Here is a 21,575-nt window from a genome sequence, read left to right on the forward strand (position 1 = left end):
GTTTGGTTTCAGGACTTTTAGAAACTTTAGGAAACGGGTATTCCTTATGAACATATAAAAAAATAGGCAACCGAGGTTACCTATTATCTTTGAGATTTTAAATCCCACACGATTTGACAAAGAGCCATTATTCTTCTTCTGAAACTTCAGACGCATCCAATTCATGGAGGGCTGCGTATTCTTGAGGGTGTTTAGACTTGTAGACTTGCATCATGGCGATAGCGATGATGGCAAAGACAAGCGGGCCTCCGACCATGGTCGCAAAGGACACGATTGGAGAAAGACCTGTGCCTTCAACTGATGAAGGCTGGATCAATGGTTGCAAAACAGTAAAGCCATCGGCAAAGATGAGGACGACTAGGGCAACGACGGTTGCAATCAGAGCCCATGCCTTGTTGTAGATTTCAAATGGCTTCTTGATGTGATGATTAAACTTGAAGCGGGCGAAGGCATAGACGATGAAGAGGTATGGCAAGGTCAAAGCGACGTTGGTCATATTCGTCAAAATCGTGAAGAAGATGGCTGTCGCATGTTGCCCGTCTTGGCCACCGGCCAGGTTAACGACCATGACGATCAAGATGATGATAACAACGATTGCCCATTGGACCATCATCAGGTTGCGTGGCATGCCTTTTTCATCCAACTTACCAAGTTTACCAGGCCAGAGTTTTTCTGGTGTTCCTGAAACGATTTGTTTTGCAGGAGAGTAAATCAAGGTAAAGAAGGCACCCATAAGTGAAAGGAAGATAGAGAGTCCCATAAAGTGTTGGAAGATGTTACCAATCAAGTGAGCACCACTGTTACTCATACCAAAAGCATGTCCGAGGGATTGTCCAAGGAAGTCCATGATGACATATGAGGCATTACCGAAGTTGTATTGACTTGATTTAACACCTTCCCAGAAGGCCCCACCTGTCTTGTAGTCTAAGAAAAGACCGATCAAGAAAATCATGAGTGAGTAACCGACGGCGATGATAACAGCTGACATCATGACACCCTTAGGGAAGTTCTTCTTAGGGTTTTCAGTTTCATCAACCAAACCACCAACGGCTTCAACACCACCGTAAGCAAAGACGGCAAAGACTATAAATGCAAAGAATCCAATAATAGAGCCGTTGTCAAAGGTTGGGTTTGGAGAGGTCGTCAGGGCATGCAGGTCGATAGGCATTGTTGGATGACCTTGAGCAATCACGACAATGACTGCACCAATCAAGAGAAGGGCATTCAATGCAAGCACGGCCACACCACCAATAGAAGTCACCTTCTTGATGGCATTCAGACCAAATGATGAGAAGAAGGTTACGAGTGAGATGACCAGGACACCCAAGAGTGACATGATCCATGGGGCAATGCTGTTGATGATAGAAGCATCACCGAAGATGGCTGCACCCAGAGGGGCCAGAATACCAGATGAGATATTAACCATCCATACGACGTATGAGAGGTACCACATCAAAGTACCGATGAAGGCGAAGGTTGGGCCTACGGCCTTTTCCATCCATGAGTAGATCCCACCTTTTTCGTCCTTGAAGGCAGAACCAAGTTCTGTCACCATGAAGGCGAAAGGTAGGAAGAAGCCGATACCACCGATGATATACCAAGGAATGGCACCATAGCCCATCATATAGAAGGCACGCGGGATATTGTTAAACCCGTAGACTGAGGTAAAGATCATGAGGGCCAAGCCCGCAAGACCTAACTTACCTTTTGTTTTATCAGACATGTTGTCTCCTTTTTGAAATGCTCTCGATTGAGCAGAATTTTATATAATTGCGTGAAAAAACCACACAATAACTAAACTAAGTCGTCCAGAGGACGACTCAGAAAGTTAGCAATAATAATGTTATTTTGTGACCTTGTTGTTTAACTTCAAGATCTCAAGCAGTGTATCCACTGCTTTTTCCATGGCCTGGAGGCTGACAAACTCGTAGCGACCGTGCATGTTTTCCCCACCTGCAAAGAGGTTCGGTGTAGGAATACCCATGAAGCTGATTTTAGAGCCATCTGTACCACCACGGACTGCTTCAATTTTAGGCGTGATGCCCAGATTCTTCATGGCTTCTTCTGCCAGGTCGATGATGGACATGTCCTTCTTGATGATCTCAGCCATGTTGTAGTACTGGTCTTTGATGACAGGTTTTACCCGTTCTTGACCGAGCTCTGCATTCATCTTGTCAGCAATTTCTTGCATCAATGCCTTACGCTCAGCGAATTTTTCGCTGTCGTGGTCACGGATGATATAGGCAGATGAGGCAGCTTCAGGCGCCCCTTCCATCTTGAGGAGGTGGAAGAAACCTTCGCGGCCTTCGGTCTTTTCAGGCCGGTCAAAGTCAGGCAGGGCGTTGTGGAAGTCGATGGCCAGTTGCAAAGCATTGACCATGATATTTTTGGCAGTACCAGGGTGAACGTTCTTCCCTTGGAATTCAATGGTTGCACCGGCAGCTGAGAAGGTTTCATATTCCAGCTCACCGAGCGGTCCACCATCGACTGTATAGGCAAAGTCAACGTCGAAGTCTTCGACATCGAACTTGTCAGCACCAATCCCAATTTCTTCGTCAGGACCGAAACCAATACGGATTTCACCGTGTTCAAAGTCAGGATTGACATTGAGCAGGTAGTCTGCCATCGTCATGATTTCAGCAAGACCTGATTTGTCATCTGCACCGAGCAAGGTTGTACCGTCAGTGTGGATGAGGGTTTGGCCATGGTAGTTGTTCAGATTTGGAAATTCTGCTGGGTCAAGCGTAAACTCAGTATCGCCGAGCTTGATGACTGAGCCATCGTAGTTTTCGAAGATCTGAGGATTCACGCCTTCAGCGTTGAAATCTGCTGTGTCCATGTGGCTGATAAAGCCAATCTTGCGGACATTTTTGTCCGTCGTCGCTGGGATCGTCCCGACCACATAGCCGTTGTGTTCAAGATAGTGAACGTCTTGGACACCGATGGCTTTGAGCTCATCTGCCAGCTTGTGGGCAAAGTCGACTTGTGACTGGGTGGTTGGGGTTGTTGTTGATGTTTCGTCAGATCGGGTGTTGACTTTGACATAGTCAAGAAAGCGGTCTAAGAGTTTGTCATATTTCATTTTTATCCTCCTATAGATAAATAATCATGAACGCTTGTTTGTTGTTGGGCCAGTTGAGCCTGGATGAAGGCCTTAGGGTCCGTAAAGGTCTGGACGGGGAGCTCTTCTTCTGCCTGGAAGCTTTGTTTGAGCATGTAAGACTTTTCGCCTGTCTTCTCAATCATGCCATATTTTTCCAGTGTCCGGACGAAGATATCCGGCCTTGAAACATTGATGGACTCCTTCTTTAAGAAACGCAAGAGGAAGGTCGTCATGTACTTCAGGCAGTATTCAGGGTCGACGTCGCCCAGGATTTGGTAGACCTCTTCTTCAAAGGGACTGAGGGGGAGCTCCTTTTCTAACTTGTAGAAATAGTTAAAGAGGTTCTCTGTCCCATGGTCAAAGCGACTAATAAAATGGAGCTTGACGCTGTTGGTCTCATTTGTCAGTGTCTGGTAAATCAGGCTCTGACTGAGTCGCTCGGCAAGCCTGCTCCCCGCCTCAATAAAGATGGGGCCGTCATAGCTCAGCCTGGATGGGGCAAGGGCTGTCGGCTCCAGCTTGAAGTCGCCATCAGTAAAGATGGGAAAACCCAGCCGATAACGTTTCTCGCTCCGGATGACCAGGCCGGCTGAAATCAGCTGGTCTAGCTGGCGGTCGAGATTGCGGGTATCTTCAAAAGCCTTGTGTATCTCTCGGAGGGATTTTTCTTCTCTAAGAAATTCAATCAATGCCAGAAAGAAGGGCGAGCGAGTCAGCTTGTTCCCGCCAAAAATTTGGACGGGCATTATTTATTAAATTCGTCTGTCAGCTGTGGTACGACCTGCTTCTTACGAGACACAGCACCTGCCAAGAAGGCATGGTCGTCTTCAAGCTTGAAGTGGAAGGCTGCTTCGACCTTGTCAGCATGTGAGCCGATTTCGACGATTTCTGAATTTGAATTAACAATATCAGTAATCATGAAGACAAAGTCGTCAAAGTCGCCAGCAGTCATGTAGCTCTTGATGGCGGTCTTGACTTCTGTCAGGCGTTCGAGGACTTCATTGATGTCAACAGTGTTGACTTGGGCCACACGGACCTTAGAGCCGTTGAGCTCGAAGGTCTTGGCATCGATGTCAATGAGTTCGTCAGCTGTCTTAGAGGCAAGGTTGGTACCAGCTTTGAGCATGGCAAGACCGTATTCTTGAAGGTCGACACCAGCGATTTTAGCCAGTTCTTCAGCGACCTTGTGGTCAGTGGGATGAGTCGTTGGTGACTTCAAGAGGAGGGTGTCTGAAATCAGGCCTGAGAGCAGGAGTCCAGCCACTTCACGAGGGATTTCTACGTCAGCTTCAAGGAACTTGCGGTAGACAATCGATGAGGCAGAGCCGACAGGTTCAACCTGCATAAAGAGGGGGCTGGCCGTTTCAAAATTGGCCACACGGTGGTGGTCAACCACGCCGTAGATATTGAGTTCAGCAATATCTGAAATTGACTGTTGAAATTCATTGTGGTCTGTCAAGATGACCGTGTCCACGCCTTCAGCCTTAGCAGATTCTACTACACGAGGAGCTTCAACACCAAAGTAATCCAGGACGAATTGAGTTTCTTCGTTGGGTGTACCGAGGGCAACGACTTCAGTGTTGAGGGCTCCGACCTTGCGGTGATTGCTCAGGTAAGAAAAACCGTAAGATGAGCCAATCGCGTCAGTATCAGGCTTTTGATGGCCAAAGACAAAAATTTTATCAGACATAGCTGTCTCCTTTATATTTATTCAATCGTGATTATTATAGCAAAATTTGGCTTTTTTTGCACGCTTTCATTAGTTGGAGCCTGCTCCTTTTTTGAAAGCCTTAAAAAAACCGCCTGGGGCGGTCGTCATTTTTTGTCTTAAAGCTTCTTCATACAGGCCTAACGCCCGCTCTTGCGCTGATTAAATCGATGGCTGGTCCGGCCAAAACGGCTGATTCGGCGGTGCTCCTTATGGGCTCCAGGCTCGTCATCGACTGTCTCCCAGCCCTCTGTTCCTTCTGTCATCACATGTTCAGACATGTTTTTTACTTCGAGTTCTTCCCAGGTCCATTTTGTTTTTGTCATAATCTTTATCCTTTCCTTTTGATTCATTTTTAATCTTTATTTCATTATCTCATGAAAAGTTTAGAATCAAAAATAAAATACTAGAAGCCCTTGGCCTTCAAGTCAGCGACCAGCTGGACGTAGTATTCCAAGACCTCAAAGTCCTCGTAGTCTTTTTTTGCCTGGTCAACCATGTCGGCGTGGGAAATGCCACGTCGGCCAATTGGCGTGACCGTGCCCAGATAATTGCCCCAGGGCATGGAATCGAGTGGGACCAGGCCGTCATTGTCGCCCGCCAGAGGCTTAATAATCTGATAGCCTAGGCCAAAAATACTGGTAGAAGCCAGAGGGCCAGCCAGCTTTGAGCCCAGGCTTTGATAGTAGACGGCCGGATGGTCAAGAACCTCAAGATTAAAGGCGGTGGCCTGCTCGGGCGTCAGGTCCTCTAGGCTGGCAATCAGGTCAATCTTTTGGTCGCCCAGCCTAGTCAAGAGGCTCTCGTAATGCCGGCTTAATCGCTCCACCAGCTGGCTGGGCGTTTTAGAGAGGATTTCATTGGCCAAGACCGAGCCCCGGTGTGGCGTATTTACCGTTGTGAGGCTGGCGACATATTCGGCCAGGCCTAGCTTTGAAATTGCATAACGGCTGTCCAAACCGCCTTTAGAATGGGCGATGATATTGACTTTATCGGCCCCAGTCAGCTCTAAAATGCTTAAGATACGTGCCTTTAATTGCTCTCCTGCAATCGCTATCGGCACCGTCGAGTCCTGCTTGCCGTGAAAAACCTGGGCTCCGTTGCTCCTTAACTCAGCCGGAATTCTTCCCCAATAGTCAAAGAGCTGGGAGTCTCTAAAGAAGATACCGTGGACCAGGACAATCGGATAGCGGGTGGACGCTATCGCTTGGTCTGCCCGGCCTTGATTGAGCAGGGAGCGTTTCCGCCTTGAGAGGCCCCGCTTCAAAAGCTTGACCAGGCCATAGCTAGCAAGGCCTGCTAGGATGATTTTTTCTCTTTTTCTCATTGATTTTATCTTAACAAAAAGCAAGAAAAAAATCCCGTGAAATCGGGATTTATCGAATACGTTCCAAATAGTCCTGATAAGACTCCGTGTCCATCAGCTCCTTGGCATTGGCCACACGGGCGGATGTCGGTGGCTTTACACCTTCAAGGGGATACTTCCAGCCCAGCTCACGCCATTTGAACTCTCCCATGGTATGGTAGGGTAAAATCTCAAATTTCAAGACATTTTTCAAGGTCTTAACAAATTTGCCGAGTTCGACCAGGTCTTCGTCAAAGTCAGACTCGCCTGGCACCAGGACATGGCGGATCCACATGGGATTGCCACGTTCTGAGAGATGTTCTGCAAATTTTAGAATATTGTCCAGCTTTTGGGCGGTCAGGGCCTTGTGTCGCTCAGGATTGATTTCCTTGATGTCCAGCATAACGAGGTCTGTAACGTCCAGCAGGGCGTCAATCTTCTCGGTCACTTCAGGGTCGGTCAGATAGGGCTGGCCGGCCGTGTCCAGCGTAGTGTGGATGCCGAGGGATTGGGCATAAGTAAAGAGGGCGGTCACAAAATCAATCTGGAGGAGGGCCTCACCACCTGAGACAGTGATACCACCCTTATCGCCCCAGAAGCCTCGGAAGCGCAGGGCTTCTTCCATGACATCTTCTACCGTGCGAGTCGTTGCCTTATCGGATTTCATGGCCCAGGTGTCGGGATTGTGGCAGTACTTGCAGCGCATCCGGCAACCTTGGACGAAGATGACAAAACGCACACCAGGGCCGTCGACGGTCCCAAAGCTTTCTGTAGAGTGGATCAGGCCAGTGACCTGTTTGAGTTCATCTATGTTTTTAGTCATAAGAGCTCCTTTGCTTATCCCTAATTATAGCGTTTTATTGGCTTTCTATCAAATGAATTCTTGAACGCTTTCATTTCGTTACAGAAAACAGGCTGTTGAGCTATGGCCCGCAAGCGAAGGGCTAGGCCCTTCCATTGCTAAGTCTGGAGCCCTAAGGTCTCCAGACTTGCCTTTTCATAGCTCAACAGCCTGTTTTCTTTCACTTTATTAAAAAGCACAGACTATATAAAATTCTTTTATTCCTCTTCCTCATCCACCACAAGAGGCTCAAGAAACTCAACCCGGAGCTTCACAACCCGCTTGCCATCCATTTCTAAGCTGGTCAGGCTGAGGTGGTCGTCGGGATTTTCGACCATGCAGACGATTTGTTCACCCTTTTCAGGGATTTGGCCAGTGACAGCGAGGAAATAGCCGGCGATGGTGTCGACGTCCTTGCTTTCAAGGTGGGTATCAAACTCGTCGTTGAAGTCGTTCAAGGTCATCTTGCCTTGGACGACATACATGGTGTCGGTCAGCTTGTGGAATTCTTTTTGCTCAACGTCAGACTCGTCTTCGATTTCGCCGACGATTTCTTCAATCATGTCTTCGAGGGTAACAAGGCCGACCAGACCCCCGTATTCATCGAGGAGGACGGCCATCTGGTTGTGGGTCCGGCGGAGCTCGAGAATCAGGTCATCGACGTTGATGGTCTCAGGGACGAAGACTGGCTCCTGGAGCATGTCACGGATGTCGATGCCGTCAAAGCCATTTTCAAAGCCGTATTTAAGCAGTCTTTTAGTATGGAGAATCCCGATGACATTATCCTTATCACCATCGTAGACAGGGACGCGGGAGTAGGCTTCATTGAGGATGGCCTCGATATTTTTTCTTGAGGGCACATTGATGTCAATCATGAAGGCATCTGTCCGAGGAACCATGATTTCACGGGCCAGAAGCTCGTCAAGCGAGAAAATCCCAGCCAGCATGTTCCGCTCTTCCTCGTCGAGAGCCGTCTCATCTGTACTCACAAGGTATTCCATCTCGTCTCGGGTCATATTATCGCCATTTTCATCCCACTTGATGGGAATGATTTTTGAAAGGCCGTTAATCGAGATGGTCAAGAGCCAGATAAATGGTCGTAGGATAATGCCGACCCACTGGAGGGGCTTGACAAGTCTGAGTGCTGCCCGCTCCTTCATAGCCTGTGCCACTCGCTTTGGAAAGAGTTCACCAAAGACAATGGTAAAGAAGGTCAAAAGCACCAGGATGATGATTTTCCCTGCCGTCTGGGCCAGGGCTGACTGGCCAATCAGAGGCGAGAGCTCAGCCGCCAGGCTATCTGCTAGGCTGGCACCGGCCACGATGTTCAAGAAGGTAATGCCGACCTGGACCGTAGACAGAAATTGGGTCGGATTGTCAATCACAGCTAGGAGATTGGCATAGGCCTTGTCTCCCTCGGTCGCCCGTTGCTCAACACGGGAGCGACTCAGGCTGACCAGTGCCATTTCACTGGCTGAAAAGAAGGCATTGAGGGCCGTCAAAAGGATGAGGACGGCGAGTTGTATCAGTATCGAAAGACTTTCGGGGTCGGGGTGGGACATTGTTTCTCCTAGTTTTTAAGGTGTTTTAATAAATTTATTACTTTAATTAAAGCTATTATATCACAGATCAGGCTTAATCTTTAAGCTTTTCTCCCGCTTGAGATTGCGGTAGAGGGCGACGGCAAATTTGACGACCTCTTTGACCAGCGTATAAACCGGCACAGCGATAATCATGCCAAGGATGCCGTAGAGGCTACCTGAAACCAGCATGAGGACCATGACCGTCACAGGGTGGACCTTGACCGCATTACCGACAATCTTCGGATAGATCAGATTACCGTTTAATTGCTCCAGAGCCAGGACATAAATCACAGCAATCAAGGCCAGCCAAGGGTGGATAAAGACCACGGTCACAAGCATTGGCAGGACACCGATATAAGGCCCAGCATAAGGAATCAGCGTGGTAATGGCTGAGAACAAGGCAAAGATAAAGGCATAAGGAATTCCTATGATCAGGTAGCCGATAAAAATACAAATGAAAATCAGGCCGGCATCAATCGCCACACCAGAGATATAGCGGGAAATCGTTTCGTTCATATTTCTCATGAGGCCAAGCAGATGCCACTTGTCCTCTCTGAGGACATTTTCCTTGAGGAAGGGCATGAGCTTGTGGCCGTCTTTGAGCATATAATAAAGGAAAATCGGCACCAGAATCAGGACGCTGACGACAGACACCACCACACCCACAATCGAGCCAACTGAGATGGTCAGGCTCTGCAGGATATTTTGCAGGACATCGGTATAGGAAATGTTGATGTTGTTGATCAGACTGGTCACGTCGAGCTGTTTGTAGAGGGTCGCAAAACGAGGGTCCTGCGAGAGGGAGAGAATCCACTCTCTGGCCTCAGGATAGGCCCGGGTCGTCATGTTGATCAGGCCAGTCAGCTGGTTGATCAAGGCAGGCACGACAGCCAGGACAATCAAGACGAGGCCTGCCCCGAGGAGCAAGAGGATCAAAAGGATGCTCAGGGTCGTCGGCACCTTGAACTTGCGATGCAACCAGGCCACAAGGGGATGGAAGACATAGTAGAGAAAGACTGCAATGATCAAGGGGATAAAGAGCAGGGCCAGCATGGTCCGAATGGGGTCAAAGACCCAGCCAATTCGGCTCAGCATGAAAATCAAGGCCGCGACGGCCAGGATTTCTATGGTCCAAAAAAAGAGTTTTGAGTTTCTAAACATGGCTTCCTATCTAATTGAAAATTTATATAATACTGCTCCATTTGCGGAAACCAGGGAAAGCTACTATGTGGCACGCAAGCAAAGCTTCGCTTTCATTGCTAAATGTCGAGCCTTTCAGTCTCACCATTTGCCTTTTACATAGTAGCTTTCCCTGGTTTCCTCCATTCCACTAAGAATCTATCATTTTGATAGAAGCCTATTTTTGAAGAATAGAGCATGAAAAGCTTATTATTAATATGCGTTTGAGTAATAAATATATTATAATAAAAGCAAGACTTATAAGCAAATCAAGGAGGACTTATGCAAATCAAACAGACCCGGGATACCATGAGCGACATTTATTTTGAGGCTCTAAAAATCCGCAATGAAGTCTTTGTCAAAGAGCAGGGCGTGCCCTACCGGCTGGAGGTTGAAAACCCAGCCGACGAGGCCCAGAGCGTGCATTTTATCGGCTGTGTGGATGGCCATGCCATCGCCACCGTGCGACTTTTGAAGCAAGCAGACGGCTCTGCCGTCATCCAACGAATGGCTGTCCTCAAGGCTTATCGGAGCCAGCATTATGGCAGTGAGATTTTGCAGGCCCTGATTGATTTTGCTAAACAAGAAAATATTAGCCCGCTCGTCCTCCACGCCCAGCTAACGGCCAAGCCTTTTTATGATGGCTTTGGCTTTGAGGCTGAGGGAGAGGTCTTTGAGGAGGCGGGGATTATGCATGTGACGATGGTTAAAAAATAGGCCTTTCTAATAGAGAGAAGCCTATTTTTCTGTTTTCTTGCTAGTTAAAAAGAAGGGCTGCTACTGCATTTTGCAGACAGTTAGCGGCTTTTGGGGAGATGAGAATAACTATCCCCGGACATTTATTTCCCAAACAAGCCAAAAAACTTACTCTTCACTTTACGGCCCGCAATAATCCGGTCCCGGGTCTTATGCATGAGATGATAGCGTTCTGGATTTCGCTTGTACCAGTCCTGGTGGTAGTCTTCGGCTGGCCAAAAAGTTGATGCCGGCTCGATTGCCACGACAATCGGCTTGTTGTAGATGCCTGAGGCTTCAACTGCTGCCTTGCTGGCCTCGGCCAGCTTTTTTTGTTCCTCAGACTCGACAAAAATCACAGGCCGATAGTTGTCCCCCCGGTCAAGAAATTGCCCATCAGCATCGGTCGGGTCGACCTGACTCCAGTAAATATCGAGCAGCTCCTGATAACTGAGTTTTTCATTGTCAAAGAGAATCTCAACGACTTCGACGTGGCCGGTATAGTGGCCAATAACCTGGTCATACGTGGGATTGTCGACATGTCCCCCTGAGAAGCCCGATAATACTGAGATGACGCCGGGCTTCTGGTCAAAGGGCTCGACCATACACCAAAAGCAGCCGCCGCCGAAGATTGCACGTTCTATTGCCATAATAAACACCTCCTAAATATCTTGCCTCCATTATAACAGCAAATGTGATAAGATGATAACAATGAAAACTGAAATCTTGAACGACATCTATAACCTGGTACTGAGCCGGCATATCCGGGACTTTGAACGGGGGCTTTTACTGGCAGCCAAGGCAGATATCGAGGCCGGCCAGCCGCTTGGAAAGGCCCTCTCTAAGCTCGAAGCCGACCTCCGCCCCCTCGCCCTCAGGCGAAATCTGACCCCGATGGTCAACGACTTTTATAAGAAAATCACGAGTCAGTCCGGCCTTTTTGGGCGGGGTGCTGGGGCTGTTACGCCTAAGTGGTAGTAAAGAAAAACGCCAGGTCCTAAAGACTGGCTTTTTTTAATCTTTCATCGGCAACAGAGCAATCGAGAGCTTGGCAAAATCTTCCAAATCAAAGCTCTCAGCCCGGGCAGTTGGCGAGATGCCAGCCCTGTCCAGCAAGCCCAGGATTTCTTCCTTGCGGTCCTTGCCAAAGGCTGACTGGAGGTTATTGAGCAGGGTCTTCCGGCGATGAACAAAGCTGAGCTTCATCAAGCGGAAGTACCAGTCTTCATCAGGGACATCGACGGCAGGCTGGTCAAGCCGGGTCATCTTAAGGATGGCCGAGTCGACGTTAGGAGCCGGCACAAAGACAGTCCTTGGGACATTGAAGGCTACTTCTGCCTTGAGGTAGTATTGGACGGCGATTGAGAGGGAGCCGTAGGCCTTGGTATTCGGCTTTGCTGCAATTCGGTCAGCGACCTCTTTTTGCATCATGACCACAAAGCTAGCAAAGGGAATCTTGCTTTCAATCAGGGCCATCAGGATTGGGGTCGTGATGTAGTAAGGCAGGTTGGCCACGACCTTGATAGGCAGGTCAGGATTCTTAAATTTTGCGATTTCAGCCTTGAGGTCGACCTTCAAGATATCGGCATTAACAAGTTGGAAATTATCATAATCAGCCAGGGTTTCTTCTAAAATCGGAATCAGGGTCTTATCGATTTCAAAGGCCATGACCTCAGCTGATTCTTCAAGCAGATACTGGGTCAGCGAGCCAATCCCTGGGCCAATCTCGATGACATTGACTTCCTTTGAGAGCTCTGCTGCCTCCGTGATTTTACTGAGAATATTGCCATCGGTCAGAAAGTTCTGTCCGAATTTTTTCTTAAAATTAAAATCATGCCGTCGTAGAATATCCTGGGTCCGGATGATATTGGCAATGCGTTTGATATCTGTTTCAGTCATGAGCTTATTATAACGTAAAAAGAAGGAAACGACAATTTTCCATCATTTTACTGATGAGCTTGTTAGGAAGTGATATCATCCCCTTCTATCAAATAAAGAAAAAGCTCCCCGCCTAAATCCGGCTGAAAAGCTCAATTCTTTCTTTAACCTTGTCTTCGACCGCCTGATAGCCCGCCGACAGGAAATGCCGCCCCTCGTAGTACTTCTTGTTGAGGTAGTCTTCCTTATGGCTTTCAAATTCATGGACATAATCAATCATGGCAGTACTAAAGGCCAGGTGGCATTCGGTGTTGACGTTGACCTTGCTGATGCCTTGCTTAATGGCCTGCTTAATCTGGTCGTCTGGAATGCCGGAGGCCCCGTGGAGAACGAGGGGAAGGTCTCCCAGGCCCTGCTTCAGAATCTTGAGTTGATCAAAATCAAGCCCTGGCCAGTCCTCTGGATAACGGCCGTGAATATTGCCAATGCCAACCGCCAAGTAATCCGGCCCAAGGTCTGCCATGGCTTTGGCATCGGCTAAAGAGGCAATCTCTCCCTTTCCATAAATATTATCCTCAGAGCCTCCAATCGAGCCGACCTCGCACTCTATCAAAACGTCATGGGCCTGGGCCAACTCAATCAGCTCGGCCGACAATCTAAGATTTTCCGCCATCGGCAGATGGGATCCGTCAAACATGACCGAGTCATAGCCGACGGCAATGGCCTGCCTGACAGTCTCTGCATCGCCGTGGTCGAGATGGAGGGCGACAGGAACGCTTATCTCAAGAGCTTCCAGAAGATGGTCATAGAGGCTTTTGACCAGCCCCAAGCCACCCATGTAGGCGACTGGCGGGACAGAGGTCTGAAGGATGACCGGCTGACCAGTTGCTTCTCCCGCCCTTAGAATCGCCTGCATCCACTCCAGATTGATGCTATTAAAGGCTCCTATGGCATAGCCAGCCCGCTCGGCCTTTTGGATTTCATGTTTAATAGGATGCATCGGCACCTCCTAATATTTCTCATAATTTGCATATAGATACTCCAGGTCTTTGATTTCTTCAAGCAGTTGCTGGCCGATGGTCGTGTCTTTGACCCGCTGACGTCGGTCGACCTTATCGACCAGGCGTTTGACGGTAATCATGCCTAAGGTCTGGTCCAGCTCGCCTTCTGGCTTATTGTGGACGGCCAGCTGAAGGCCCCAGCTGTTGCAAAGGAGGGTATAACCAGCCCGGCCAGTGACTGCCTGATAAGGCTTTGAGAAACCACCGTCAATGACAATCATCTTGCCTTCTGCCTTAATCGGATTTTCGCCGTCTTTTTCATGGACGGGCGTGTGGCCGTTGATCAGATGGCCTTTTTCAGGGTCCAGGCCAAAGTCAGCCAGGATTTTCTCAATGATTTTCCGATTTTCCCTCAGCTGATAATAAGGATTTTTCTTTTCATGATGTGTCGCCTTGTCTTCAATATAATAACGCTCAAAGGTCGTCATGGCCTCCTTGCCAAAAAGCGAGGAGCTCTCGCCCGTCCAGAGATACCACATGAGGTCGGTCGCCAAATCATCCGTCGTCTCAGGATACTGCATGCTCAGGCGGACCTGGCCGTCAAAGAAGTCCAGCAGGGACTTGCCAGCATAGGACTTGCCTTCCAGCTCAAAGGCCTTGTAGCTACCGTCTTCTTCCAGGGGCAGACAGCCGTGAATCAGGAGGTTGCCGTTGTATTTCAGGTACATGCCCCCTTTTTCCAGGAGAAAATCAACATGCTTTCTCAGCTTGACCGAAGCCAGGAAATTTTCCATGAGCAGGTCAAGTAGGCTTTCTTCCTCAGCTGTCAGGCGATTGGGACGATTCCAATCGATGGTCGGGGCCTGAAAATCATGGAGGGGATAGTCCCTGCCGTTAAGCTCGACCAGCCCTTTTTCAATGTCGATAAAATAGAGCAAATCACGGCCGGCCATCTTAAAATCAGGCCGTCTGTGAATCAGCTGACTTTCAAGCTTGAACTGAAGCATCGCCGTCGCCTGCTGGAGGCGGTTCAATAAACTCTTCTCCTGGCCACTCATTGCCGTGTCCTTGGGCAATCTTGGGGCAAATTTCTCAGCGTCCCGGTAATAGCGGGAAGAATAGTCCATCAGTGGCCTCAAATTCACGCCATAGCTGTTTTCCAGGACCTCCAGATTGCCATAGCGGGCAGAAATCCGGATGACATTGACCATGGCCAACTTTGAGCCCGCCATAATCGCCATCCAGGCAATATCGTGATTGCCCCATTGAATATCCACCGAAGGAAAGGCGATGAGCTCGTCGATAATCTTGTCCGGATAAGGCCCCCGGTCATAGATGTCGCCCACGATATGGAGCTGGTCAATCGAGAGCCTACGGATACTGTCGGACAAGGCAATCAACAAGGGCTTGAGCTGGTCGAGCTCCTGGAGCTTATTGACAATGGCCTGAAAATAGTCATGCCGGTCTCCGGTCGACTCCAGCTCGGTCAGTAGCTCCTCCAGGATATAGGAAAACTGCTCTGGCAGGGCCTTTCTCAACTTGGAACGGCTGTATTTTTCGCCGGCCATATAGGTCGCCCGCAAAAGATGCTGGAGCATCTGCCGGCCCCAGTCTTCAAAGGCTTCAGCCGAGAGCTCTGCCTCCTGCGAGCTTAGTGTCTCCTCAGGATAGGAAATCATGGCAGAAATCTGCTCGACCTCCCAAAAACTGAGGCTGGGAAAGCGTTCTCTGAGCTTCTCCTTGATACCACCCGAGGCCCGTCGCAAGACCGAATCAAAGCCCCTATATTCGCCGTGAACATCGCTCATGAAGTGCTCTGTCGCCTTGGGCAATTCACAAATGGCACTGAGGTTGATGATTTCTGTCAGGACCTTTTCCCTGCTGGGATAGGCTTCTTTGAGGAGACGATAGTATTTTTCTTGGTTTTTTGATGGCATGCTAGTCCCTGATTTCTTTTGTATTGAGCCAGTTTTTATAGTGATTGCTGGCCTAGACACCGCCATTATAGCACATCCTTTAATCGCTTACATTATCATTGCTTGAAAAATTAAAGACTGACAATTTCATCTTTTTCGGCTGAAATTTTTGCGACTTCAGCGATTTTCAGGCTTTCTAGGCCGTCTTCCAGATTAGCTCCAATCTCTGAAGGACTTCCGACCTTGACCGCCTCTGCAAAGGCCTTAAGCTCTGCTACAAAGGCCTGGCTAAAACGCTCTGGAAAGCTCTGCATGTAAGGCTTGACGATGCCCTTTTGCGTAAAAAGGGTGCTATAGTGGGGATTAGCCTCCTGACCAATCCGAATCCAGCCCTTACTGCCCATAATTTCAAATTCGACATGGTTGCCGTGGCTGGCAGAACGACCGGCGACAATCGTTGCCATCATCCCCCGCTCAAACTCCAGATTGGCTACACCGATATCGACCTCGCCAATCGCTTCTAACTTGGGCTCTGCGATTGAGTTCGTCACAGCCCAGACCTTCTTGGGGTTTTGGCCGGTAAACCAGCGGACCAGGTCAATGTCATGAATGGCCATGTCCAAAAAGACGCCACCAGAGTCATTGTCGCTAGCAAATTTCACAAAGCTCTCCATGCCTGAAATCGGGTCAATCCCGTAGGCCCGCAAATAGAGAATCTCGCCCAGCTCGCCCGCATCCAGCATGCGTTTAGCCTCCTGATAAGAAGGGTCAAAACGTCGCATGAAACCCAGCTGGAAAATCTGATTCGGATGGTCTTTGACGGCATGGACCATCTCCTCGACCGCATCCATATTGATGCCAAGCGGTTTTTCACAAAAGACGTGGAGACCAGCATTTAAGGCATAGGTTGTCATCTCAGGATGAAAAGCTGTCGGCGAAGTAATCACGATGGCATCTAGTGGCTCTTCATCAATCATCTTCTTCCAGTCCTTGTAGGGCTTGATTCCAAAATGCTCCTTGGCATAATCAAGCTGGGCGTCATCGAGGGCAAAACTGGCCAGTAGTTCGACCTCTTCTTTGAGTTCAGAAAGGTGCTGGGTGTGAACCATACCGAGACGCCCCAGACCGATGCTTGCAATCTTAATTTTTGTCATTTTTTTACCCCATTAGATTTTTTCAATGGCAATCGTTTGGCCTGTCACTAGAGCTTCTTTGGCCGACTTGGCAATCTTGACGGCCATGATGCCGTCCTCAAAGCTACAGGCGATTGGAGCATTGTTCTTAATGCTGTCAGCAAAGAACTTGAGCTCTGTGTCATAGCTCTTAAGATAACGTTCTAAGAAGAAAAGCTGTGGCTTGCCAGATTGGATATGGTCAGAGCCTGAGAAGATTGTGTTGTGGTCTGTGTGGTTGCTGTTGGCTAGCATCCCCTTGCTCCCAAAGGCTTCCAGGCGTTGGTCATAGCCATAGACCGCCTGTCGGCTATTGTCAACGACGGCCATGGCCCCATTTTCAAAGGTCAGTGTCGTGATGGCCGTATCAATGTCGTCATATTGAGTGATTGCTGGGTCAATCAGGGCTCCCCCCTTGGCTGAGACCGTCTTGACCTCGCCAAACATGTAGCGGGCCATGTCAAAGTCATGAATGGCCATATCCATGAAGAGACCACCGGAGCCCTTGACATAGTCAAGCGGGGGCATGCCAGGGTCACGAGAGGTGATTTTCAGGATCTGAGGTTCGCCAATTTCAGCAATCCGCGCTTTGATATTGAGAAAGTCGTCATCAAAGCGACGGTTAAAGCCCAGCTGGAACTTGACACCGGCCTCTTTGACAGCTTCGTAAGCTTCCATGATTTCATCGAGTTCAGAGCCGACCGGCTTTTCACAGAAAATGTGCTTGCCAGCCTTGGCCGCTGCGATGATTTGTGAGGGGTGGAATTTCGTCGGCGTACCGATGAGAACGGCTTCGACTGCTGGATTGGCCAGGACCTCATCATAGTCTTTAACAAAAGGGATAGCTGGATAGTCCTCCTTAAAGTCAGGGTCTTCAATGATGTCACAGACCATGACCACTTCAAAGTCAGGATTGATGGCCAGATTCTTCATGTGGACCTTGCCAATTCGGCCGTAACTGATGATTGCGATTTTGATTTTTGTCATTTTATTCTCCTGTTCATTTTTTGATAACTGGCCTTGCGTTCTAAAAATCTGACTAAAGCATGCTGTGGCCTTCTTCATGGCTCCGACACTAGGCTGATATAACTGCTGGCAGGGTCTCAAAACTGCGCCATTACAAACTTGTTCGATTAGTAGTTCTGCCGGGCAGACTTCCGTTCTTCTAGCTTCTGGTCTGACATCTTCTGAACGGCTGGAAGGCTGGAGACTTCTGAGATGCCGACATTCCACCAGGAACCGACAGCGTCGCCTGACATGGTCTTTGGCAGGACCTTGATGTCAAAGAGGGTCGACTTGTCTTGACCTTTGGCATCTTCTACTGCTTCACGGAGTTCTTCAAGACTGTGGATATGGTAGGTCTTCAGGCCATAGCCTTCGGCCACCTTGGCATAGTCAATGTTCATGATTTTGCCCTGATGGTCGAGCCACTCCGTCCCATTTGAGGCCTCGCCATGCTCCATCTGTAGGTTATTGATACAGCCATAACCGGCATTGTCAAAGAGGAGGACGTTGGTCTTCTTGCTGTATTGGAGGGCGGTCACGATTTCTGTGTGAAGCATGAGGAAGGAGCCGTCGCCTACAAAGGCATAGACCTCCCGGTCAGGCTCAGCCAGCTTGGCCCCAAAGGCCCCTGCAATCTCGTAGCCCATCGTAGAGTAGCCATATTCCAGATGATTAGAATTCAGCGATTTACTCTTCCAGAGTCGCTGAAACTCGCCTGGCAGAGAGCCTGCTGAGGTCACGATGACCGCATCGTCATCCAAGGCTTCGTTCAAAGCCAGAAAGACCTCAGTCTGCGTCAGATGCGTCCTCAGCGTCTTGCTGTAGTCGTCCAGATGCTCACTTGTAAAATGCCCGGCGATTTCAGGCTCAAAGTCCTGGCCCGTATAATGAATCCCGGCCAGCCGTTCACGCTCAAGCTCCCATTCCTGCTTCCATTCCTGGAGAATGCCTCCCCAGCTTGACCGATAGCCTGTGAGGCGTTCTGACAGGGCTGTGACAGCCTCTTTAGCATCTGCGACAATCGAATGGCCGGCAAATTTATAGGTCTGGACCCGGCTGACATTGATATTGATAAATTGGGTATGCTCAAAGTCAAAGAGACTTTTTGAGGCCGTGACAAAGTCGTTGTAACGGGTCCCGATGCCAATGATAAGGTCAGCATTCATCACAGCCTGATTAGCTGACGAGGTCCCAAGGACGCCGACACCCCCCATATTATATTTTTCATCCGACAAAAGCGTCGACTGGCCGGCATGGGTCATGACCAGTGGGACATCAAACTGCTCAGCAAAGGCCTTGATGGCCTCGCCAGCCTCAGAATACTTGGCCCCACCACCGACGATGACGGCCGACTTCTTAGCAGACTTAATCAGCTCTACAGCAACATCCAGCTCACGCCCTGTCGCAGGTCGTCGGTCCAGATAATGGACCTTCTTCTCAAAGAAGTCGACCGGATAGTCATAGGCCATCCCCTCGACATCCTGAGGCAGGCAGATCGTGACCGGCCCTGCATTTTCCCAAGAGGTCAAAGCTTCAAAGGCCTTGATCATAGCAGACATCAGCTGTTCTGGCCGTTCAATCCGGTCCCAGTAGCGAGACAAGGGCTTGAAGGCATCATTCGTCGAAATGGCTGTCGACAGGGGATTTTCGACCTGCTGTAAGACTGGGTCAGGCTGTCTGGTCGCCCAGGTATCTGCCGGCAAAAGCAGGACCGGAATATTATTGGCATAGGCAGTCGCTGCTGCCGTCAGCATATTGGCAGAGCCAGGCCCTGAGCTTGCTGACACGGCAAAAATCTTACGGCGTTTTTTTTGCTTGGCATAGGCAATGGCGGCGAGGGCCATCCCCTGCTCGTTTTTCCCTGCATAGGTCGTCAAGTGGCCGGGGTCTTCTTCTAAGGCCTCGCCAAGACCTAGCACAATCCCGTGGCCAAAGATATGGAAGATGCCCTCTACAAAGGCTTCTTCTTTGCCATCAAAGGCAATGTACTGCTGGTTCAAAAACTTGATGAGGGCCTGGGCGGTTGTCAATCGAATGGTTTTCGGCATTTTAAGCCTCCTTTATTTGCCTTAAAATATGTGGAATATTCATAAAGTGAAAGTCGTCGTCAGAGATGACCAGATTTTTCAGGCCAGAAGCTGGTCCAGCCATGAGCTCCTCCATCTCTGCCTGATGGCGACTGACCTGTGGCGTGATCAGCAAGAGGTCATAGGCCTTCTTGCTCAGCTTTTCCTTGATGTGACCAAAAGAAACATAGTCAATATCGAGGGCTAGATCTTCTTCGTGGATGCTCTCTGCCAGCTTAAATAAAAGATTACTGGCTGAAATCCCCCGTTCTGAGATAATCAGTACTGTTTTCATAAGGCTTCCTTTCTACATGTTTCCAATGCCAAGTGGTGAGAAGAAGGCATAAATGGCAAGCACGACTAGGATAGAAATAATCCCGACCGTCTTGGCATGTCGCCAGGGGGTCATATCCACCTTGGTATTGTAGGTCTCCAGATGAAAGTCTGCCTGGGGACGGAATTTTGGAATCAACCACATGATCACTGCCTCAAGGACAAAGAGGATGCCCAGTGTGTACAAGAAGTTAAATTCTGGGAAGGCAAAGAGGGCGATGACATAGAGCACGATGTGGACCGGGATAATGACCTTGGCTGAGAAGGCGGTCGCCTTTTTAGACCAGAAGGCAAAGAGGATGATGACCAACAATGGTACATTGTAGAGGCCATTAAACTGCTGGATGAATTGATAGAGGCCTGCCGGTGCATAGGTGATAAATGGCGCAATGGCGATACAGATCAGACCGACCACGATGGTCGCAAGCTTCCCGTTTCTGGCCACCTGCTCGTCCGTCGCTTTTTTATTAATCATGCCCTTGTAAAAGTCAAGCGAGAAGAGGGTGACGAGTGAGTTCAGAGCACCTGAGAAGCTGGAGAGGACAGAGCCCAGAATGACCGCCCCGTAGATACCTGTCAGGACCTGTGGCATGACCTGAATCAAGAGGGCCGGATAAGAATTGTCTGGATGGGCCAGAAATTGGTCGCCGAAGATATTTCTGGCAATGACACCTGGAAAGACTAGGAACAAGGCACCGAAAATCTTGTAGCCACCGAGAATCATCGTCCCCTTTTGGGCAGCTTCGAGATTCTTGGCTGCAAAGGCCTTTTGGACAATCATCTGGTTGGTACACCAGAAGTAAAGGTTGTTGACCAGCATCCCGGTAAAGAGGGCCGGCCAAGGGACAAACTTAGAATCAATTGGCCCTAGTGAATTGAGAAGGCCAGAGACAGGCGAGTGATAGACCACCTGCTCGACACCCCCGATAAAGTTGCCATGGCCCAGATAGACCAAGCCAAGGATAGGGACCAGAAGGCCACCAACCAGGAAACCAATAGAATAAATGGTATCAGACTGGGCGGTCAAGGCCAGGCCGCCCATCAGCAGGTATAGGATGGCTACGAGACCCACGATGATACAAATGGCGACGACAGCGACCAGCTGGCTGGTGTGCAGAATCTTATCAACATGGAAGATTTCATTGAAGACCAGGGCGCCTGAATAAAGGAGGACCGGCAAGAATAAAGCGATATAGGTGATGATAAAGAGGGCCGACATGATGCGTTTGATGGTCGTATCATAGCGAATTTCGAGGAAGTCAGGCACCGTATCAATCCCATACTTAAAGTATTTCGGGATAAAAATCAGACCTAAGGCCACGATGGCAATGGTCGCTGTGACCTCCCAGGCCATGACCTGCATGCCAGCCTGATAGGACTGGCCGTTTTCCCCGACCATCTGGTCGGTTGAGAGATTGGTCAGGATGATGGCCCCAGCCACATTGACAGCGCCGAGGGAGCGGCCACCCATGAAGTAGCCTTCAGCGGTCTGGATATTGACCCGTTTTGACTTGCGGTAGGCATAAATCCAGATGCCCCCTACGATGACGAAAAAGCTGATGATGGTCCATAAATTATTCATTCAGCACCCTCCTTAATAGTGGTAAGCGATTACATTTCTTTTGAAATTTTTTAGGCGGTTTGATTGACCTGATGCTACTCTAGCATTTCCAAAAGTGTAGACATCTCCTCTTCTAGGCGGAATTTTTT

At 49.2% G+C, this 21,575-nt stretch carries 20 protein-coding genes; 2 read left to right on the top strand and 18 right to left on the bottom strand.

What is annotated here, in order from left to right:
- Positions 1–127: 127 nt before the first annotated feature.
- The 9 genes from yjeM to NtB2_RS05315 all read right to left on the bottom strand — a co-directional run bounded on the left by yjeM (position 128) and on the right by NtB2_RS05315 (position 9,741).
- Complete coding sequence (yjeM, locus tag NtB2_RS05275; RefSeq protein ID WP_109245902.1) at positions 128–1,723, bottom strand: glutamate/gamma-aminobutyrate family transporter YjeM; 1,596 nt, start codon at positions 1,721–1,723, stop codon at positions 128–130.
- Positions 1,724–1,843: 120 nt separating this feature from the next.
- Positions 1,844–3,082, bottom strand: coding sequence for a peptidase T (gene pepT / locus NtB2_RS05280; RefSeq protein ID WP_109245903.1), 1,239 nt, complete (start codon positions 3,080–3,082; stop codon positions 1,844–1,846).
- Between the two features lie 2 nt (positions 3,083–3,084).
- Positions 3,085–3,849: a DUF1803 domain-containing protein gene (locus NtB2_RS05285; RefSeq protein WP_109245904.1), complete on the bottom strand. Its 765-nt coding sequence runs from the start codon at positions 3,847–3,849 to the stop codon at positions 3,085–3,087.
- Positions 3,849–4,793, bottom strand: a complete 945-nt coding sequence (locus NtB2_RS05290) for a manganese-dependent inorganic pyrophosphatase (RefSeq protein WP_109245905.1) — start codon at positions 4,791–4,793, stop codon at positions 3,849–3,851. Before NtB2_RS05290 ends, NtB2_RS05285 begins: the two co-directional genes overlap by 1 nt.
- 158 nt (positions 4,794–4,951) lie before the next feature.
- Complete coding sequence (locus tag NtB2_RS05295) at positions 4,952–5,137, bottom strand: hypothetical protein (RefSeq protein WP_109245906.1); 186 nt, start codon at positions 5,135–5,137, stop codon at positions 4,952–4,954.
- Positions 5,138–5,217: 80 nt separating this feature from the next.
- Positions 5,218–6,138, bottom strand: coding sequence for a lipase family alpha/beta hydrolase (locus NtB2_RS05300; RefSeq protein ID WP_109245907.1), 921 nt, complete (start codon positions 6,136–6,138; stop codon positions 5,218–5,220).
- A 49-nt stretch (positions 6,139–6,187) separates the two neighbouring features.
- Complete coding sequence (pflA, locus tag NtB2_RS05305) at positions 6,188–6,979, bottom strand: pyruvate formate-lyase-activating protein (RefSeq protein ID WP_109245908.1); 792 nt, start codon at positions 6,977–6,979, stop codon at positions 6,188–6,190.
- A 236-nt stretch (positions 6,980–7,215) separates the two neighbouring features.
- Positions 7,216–8,559 carry a hemolysin family protein gene (locus NtB2_RS05310; protein WP_109245909.1) on the bottom strand — a complete coding sequence of 448 codons (1,344 nt, stop codon included), beginning with the start codon at positions 8,557–8,559 and terminating at the stop codon, positions 7,216–7,218.
- A gap of 60 nt (positions 8,560–8,619) precedes the next feature.
- Entirely contained in the window at positions 8,620–9,741 is a 1,122-nt protein-coding gene (locus NtB2_RS05315) for an AI-2E family transporter (protein WP_109245910.1), read from the bottom strand.
- Positions 9,742–10,041: 300 nt separating this feature from the next.
- Between NtB2_RS05315 and NtB2_RS05320 the strand changes: the two genes are divergently transcribed.
- Entirely contained in the window at positions 10,042–10,476 is a 435-nt protein-coding gene (locus NtB2_RS05320; protein WP_109245911.1) for a GNAT family N-acetyltransferase, read from the top strand.
- A 122-nt stretch (positions 10,477–10,598) separates the two neighbouring features.
- On the opposite strand, the gene msrA is transcribed toward NtB2_RS05320, so the two are convergent.
- Positions 10,599–11,144 carry a peptide-methionine (S)-S-oxide reductase MsrA gene (gene msrA / locus NtB2_RS05325; RefSeq protein WP_109245912.1) on the bottom strand — a complete coding sequence of 182 codons (546 nt, stop codon included), beginning with the start codon at positions 11,142–11,144 and terminating at the stop codon, positions 10,599–10,601.
- Between the two features lie 61 nt (positions 11,145–11,205).
- Here msrA and NtB2_RS05330 point away from each other — a divergent pair, with 61 nt between their 5' ends.
- Entirely contained in the window at positions 11,206–11,472 is a 267-nt protein-coding gene (locus NtB2_RS05330; protein ID WP_225867053.1) for a bacteriocin immunity family protein, read from the top strand.
- 36 nt (positions 11,473–11,508) lie between these two features.
- Here the strand turns inward: NtB2_RS05330 and rsmA are convergent, their stop codons facing one another.
- The 8 genes from rsmA to NtB2_RS05370 all read right to left on the bottom strand — a co-directional run bounded on the left by rsmA (position 11,509) and on the right by NtB2_RS05370 (position 21,447).
- The gene (gene rsmA / locus NtB2_RS05335; protein WP_109245914.1) at positions 11,509–12,393 is read right to left on the bottom strand and encodes a 16S rRNA (adenine(1518)-N(6)/adenine(1519)-N(6))-dimethyltransferase RsmA; all 885 of its coding nucleotides are present in this window, start codon (positions 12,391–12,393) and stop codon (positions 11,509–11,511) included.
- A gap of 112 nt (positions 12,394–12,505) precedes the next feature.
- Entirely contained in the window at positions 12,506–13,372 is an 867-nt protein-coding gene (locus NtB2_RS05340; protein WP_109245915.1) for a ketose-bisphosphate aldolase, read from the bottom strand.
- A 9-nt stretch (positions 13,373–13,381) separates the two neighbouring features.
- The gene (locus NtB2_RS05345) at positions 13,382–15,310 is read right to left on the bottom strand and encodes a fructose-1,6-bisphosphatase (RefSeq protein WP_109245916.1); all 1,929 of its coding nucleotides are present in this window, start codon (positions 15,308–15,310) and stop codon (positions 13,382–13,384) included.
- 110 nt (positions 15,311–15,420) lie between these two features.
- Complete coding sequence (locus tag NtB2_RS05350; protein ID WP_109245917.1) at positions 15,421–16,443, bottom strand: Gfo/Idh/MocA family protein; 1,023 nt, start codon at positions 16,441–16,443, stop codon at positions 15,421–15,423.
- Positions 16,444–16,455: 12 nt separating this feature from the next.
- Positions 16,456–17,448, bottom strand: a complete 993-nt coding sequence (gene iolG, locus NtB2_RS05355; RefSeq protein WP_109245918.1) for an inositol 2-dehydrogenase — start codon at positions 17,446–17,448, stop codon at positions 16,456–16,458.
- A gap of 146 nt (positions 17,449–17,594) precedes the next feature.
- Positions 17,595–19,514 carry a 3D-(3,5/4)-trihydroxycyclohexane-1,2-dione acylhydrolase (decyclizing) gene (iolD, locus tag NtB2_RS05360; protein ID WP_109245919.1) on the bottom strand — a complete coding sequence of 640 codons (1,920 nt, stop codon included), beginning with the start codon at positions 19,512–19,514 and terminating at the stop codon, positions 17,595–17,597.
- Between the two features lies 1 nt (position 19,515).
- Entirely contained in the window at positions 19,516–19,827 is a 312-nt protein-coding gene (locus tag NtB2_RS05365) for a PTS sugar transporter subunit IIB (RefSeq protein ID WP_109245920.1), read from the bottom strand.
- Positions 19,828–19,839: 12 nt separating this feature from the next.
- Entirely contained in the window at positions 19,840–21,447 is a 1,608-nt protein-coding gene (locus NtB2_RS05370) for a solute:sodium symporter family transporter (RefSeq protein ID WP_109245921.1), read from the bottom strand.
- Between the last annotated feature and the right edge of the window lie 128 nt (positions 21,448–21,575).

The sequence above is a fragment of the Lactococcus termiticola genome (genome assembly GCF_003116835.1).
In the GTDB taxonomy this organism is placed as follows: domain Bacteria; phylum Bacillota; class Bacilli; order Lactobacillales; family Streptococcaceae; genus Lactococcus; species Lactococcus termiticola.

Excerpts from the sequence above, each read along its gene's own strand:
- NtB2_RS05330 (WP_225867053.1), top strand. The coding sequence starts at position 11,206 with ATGAAAACTGAAATCTTGAACGACATCTATAACCTGGTACTGAGCCGG.
- NtB2_RS05315 (WP_109245910.1), bottom strand. The coding sequence starts at position 9,741 with ATGTTTAGAAACTCAAAACTCTTTTTTTGGACCATAGAAATCCTGGCC.
- iolG (WP_109245918.1), bottom strand. The coding sequence starts at position 17,448 with ATGACAAAAATCAAAATCGCAATCATCAGTTACGGCCGAATTGGCAAG.
- NtB2_RS05345 (WP_109245916.1), bottom strand. The coding sequence starts at position 15,310 with ATGCCATCAAAAAACCAAGAAAAATACTATCGTCTCCTCAAAGAAGCC.
- NtB2_RS05365 (WP_109245920.1), bottom strand. The coding sequence starts at position 19,827 with ATGAAAACAGTACTGATTATCTCAGAACGGGGGATTTCAGCCAGTAAT.
- yjeM (WP_109245902.1), bottom strand. The coding sequence starts at position 1,723 with ATGTCTGATAAAACAAAAGGTAAGTTAGGTCTTGCGGGCTTGGCCCTC.
- NtB2_RS05300 (WP_109245907.1), bottom strand. The coding sequence starts at position 6,138 with ATGAGAAAAAGAGAAAAAATCATCCTAGCAGGCCTTGCTAGCTATGGC.
- pflA (WP_109245908.1), bottom strand. The coding sequence starts at position 6,979 with ATGACTAAAAACATAGATGAACTCAAACAGGTCACTGGCCTGATCCAC.
- msrA (WP_109245912.1), bottom strand. The coding sequence starts at position 11,144 with ATGGCAATAGAACGTGCAATCTTCGGCGGCGGCTGCTTTTGGTGTATG.
- pepT (WP_109245903.1), bottom strand. The coding sequence starts at position 3,082 with ATGAAATATGACAAACTCTTAGACCGCTTTCTTGACTATGTCAAAGTC.
- iolD (WP_109245919.1), bottom strand. The coding sequence starts at position 19,514 with ATGCCGAAAACCATTCGATTGACAACCGCCCAGGCCCTCATCAAGTTT.
- NtB2_RS05310 (WP_109245909.1), bottom strand. The coding sequence starts at position 8,559 with ATGTCCCACCCCGACCCCGAAAGTCTTTCGATACTGATACAACTCGCC.
- NtB2_RS05290 (WP_109245905.1), bottom strand. The coding sequence starts at position 4,793 with ATGTCTGATAAAATTTTTGTCTTTGGCCATCAAAAGCCTGATACTGAC.
- rsmA (WP_109245914.1), bottom strand. The coding sequence starts at position 12,393 with ATGACTGAAACAGATATCAAACGCATTGCCAATATCATCCGGACCCAG.
- NtB2_RS05340 (WP_109245915.1), bottom strand. The coding sequence starts at position 13,372 with ATGCATCCTATTAAACATGAAATCCAAAAGGCCGAGCGGGCTGGCTAT.
- NtB2_RS05370 (WP_109245921.1), bottom strand. The coding sequence starts at position 21,447 with ATGAATAATTTATGGACCATCATCAGCTTTTTCGTCATCGTAGGGGGC.
- NtB2_RS05350 (WP_109245917.1), bottom strand. The coding sequence starts at position 16,443 with ATGACAAAAATTAAGATTGCAAGCATCGGTCTGGGGCGTCTCGGTATG.
- NtB2_RS05320 (WP_109245911.1), top strand. The coding sequence starts at position 10,042 with ATGCAAATCAAACAGACCCGGGATACCATGAGCGACATTTATTTTGAG.
- NtB2_RS05295 (WP_109245906.1), bottom strand. The coding sequence starts at position 5,137 with ATGACAAAAACAAAATGGACCTGGGAAGAACTCGAAGTAAAAAACATG.
- NtB2_RS05285 (WP_109245904.1), bottom strand. The coding sequence starts at position 3,849 with ATGCCCGTCCAAATTTTTGGCGGGAACAAGCTGACTCGCTCGCCCTTC.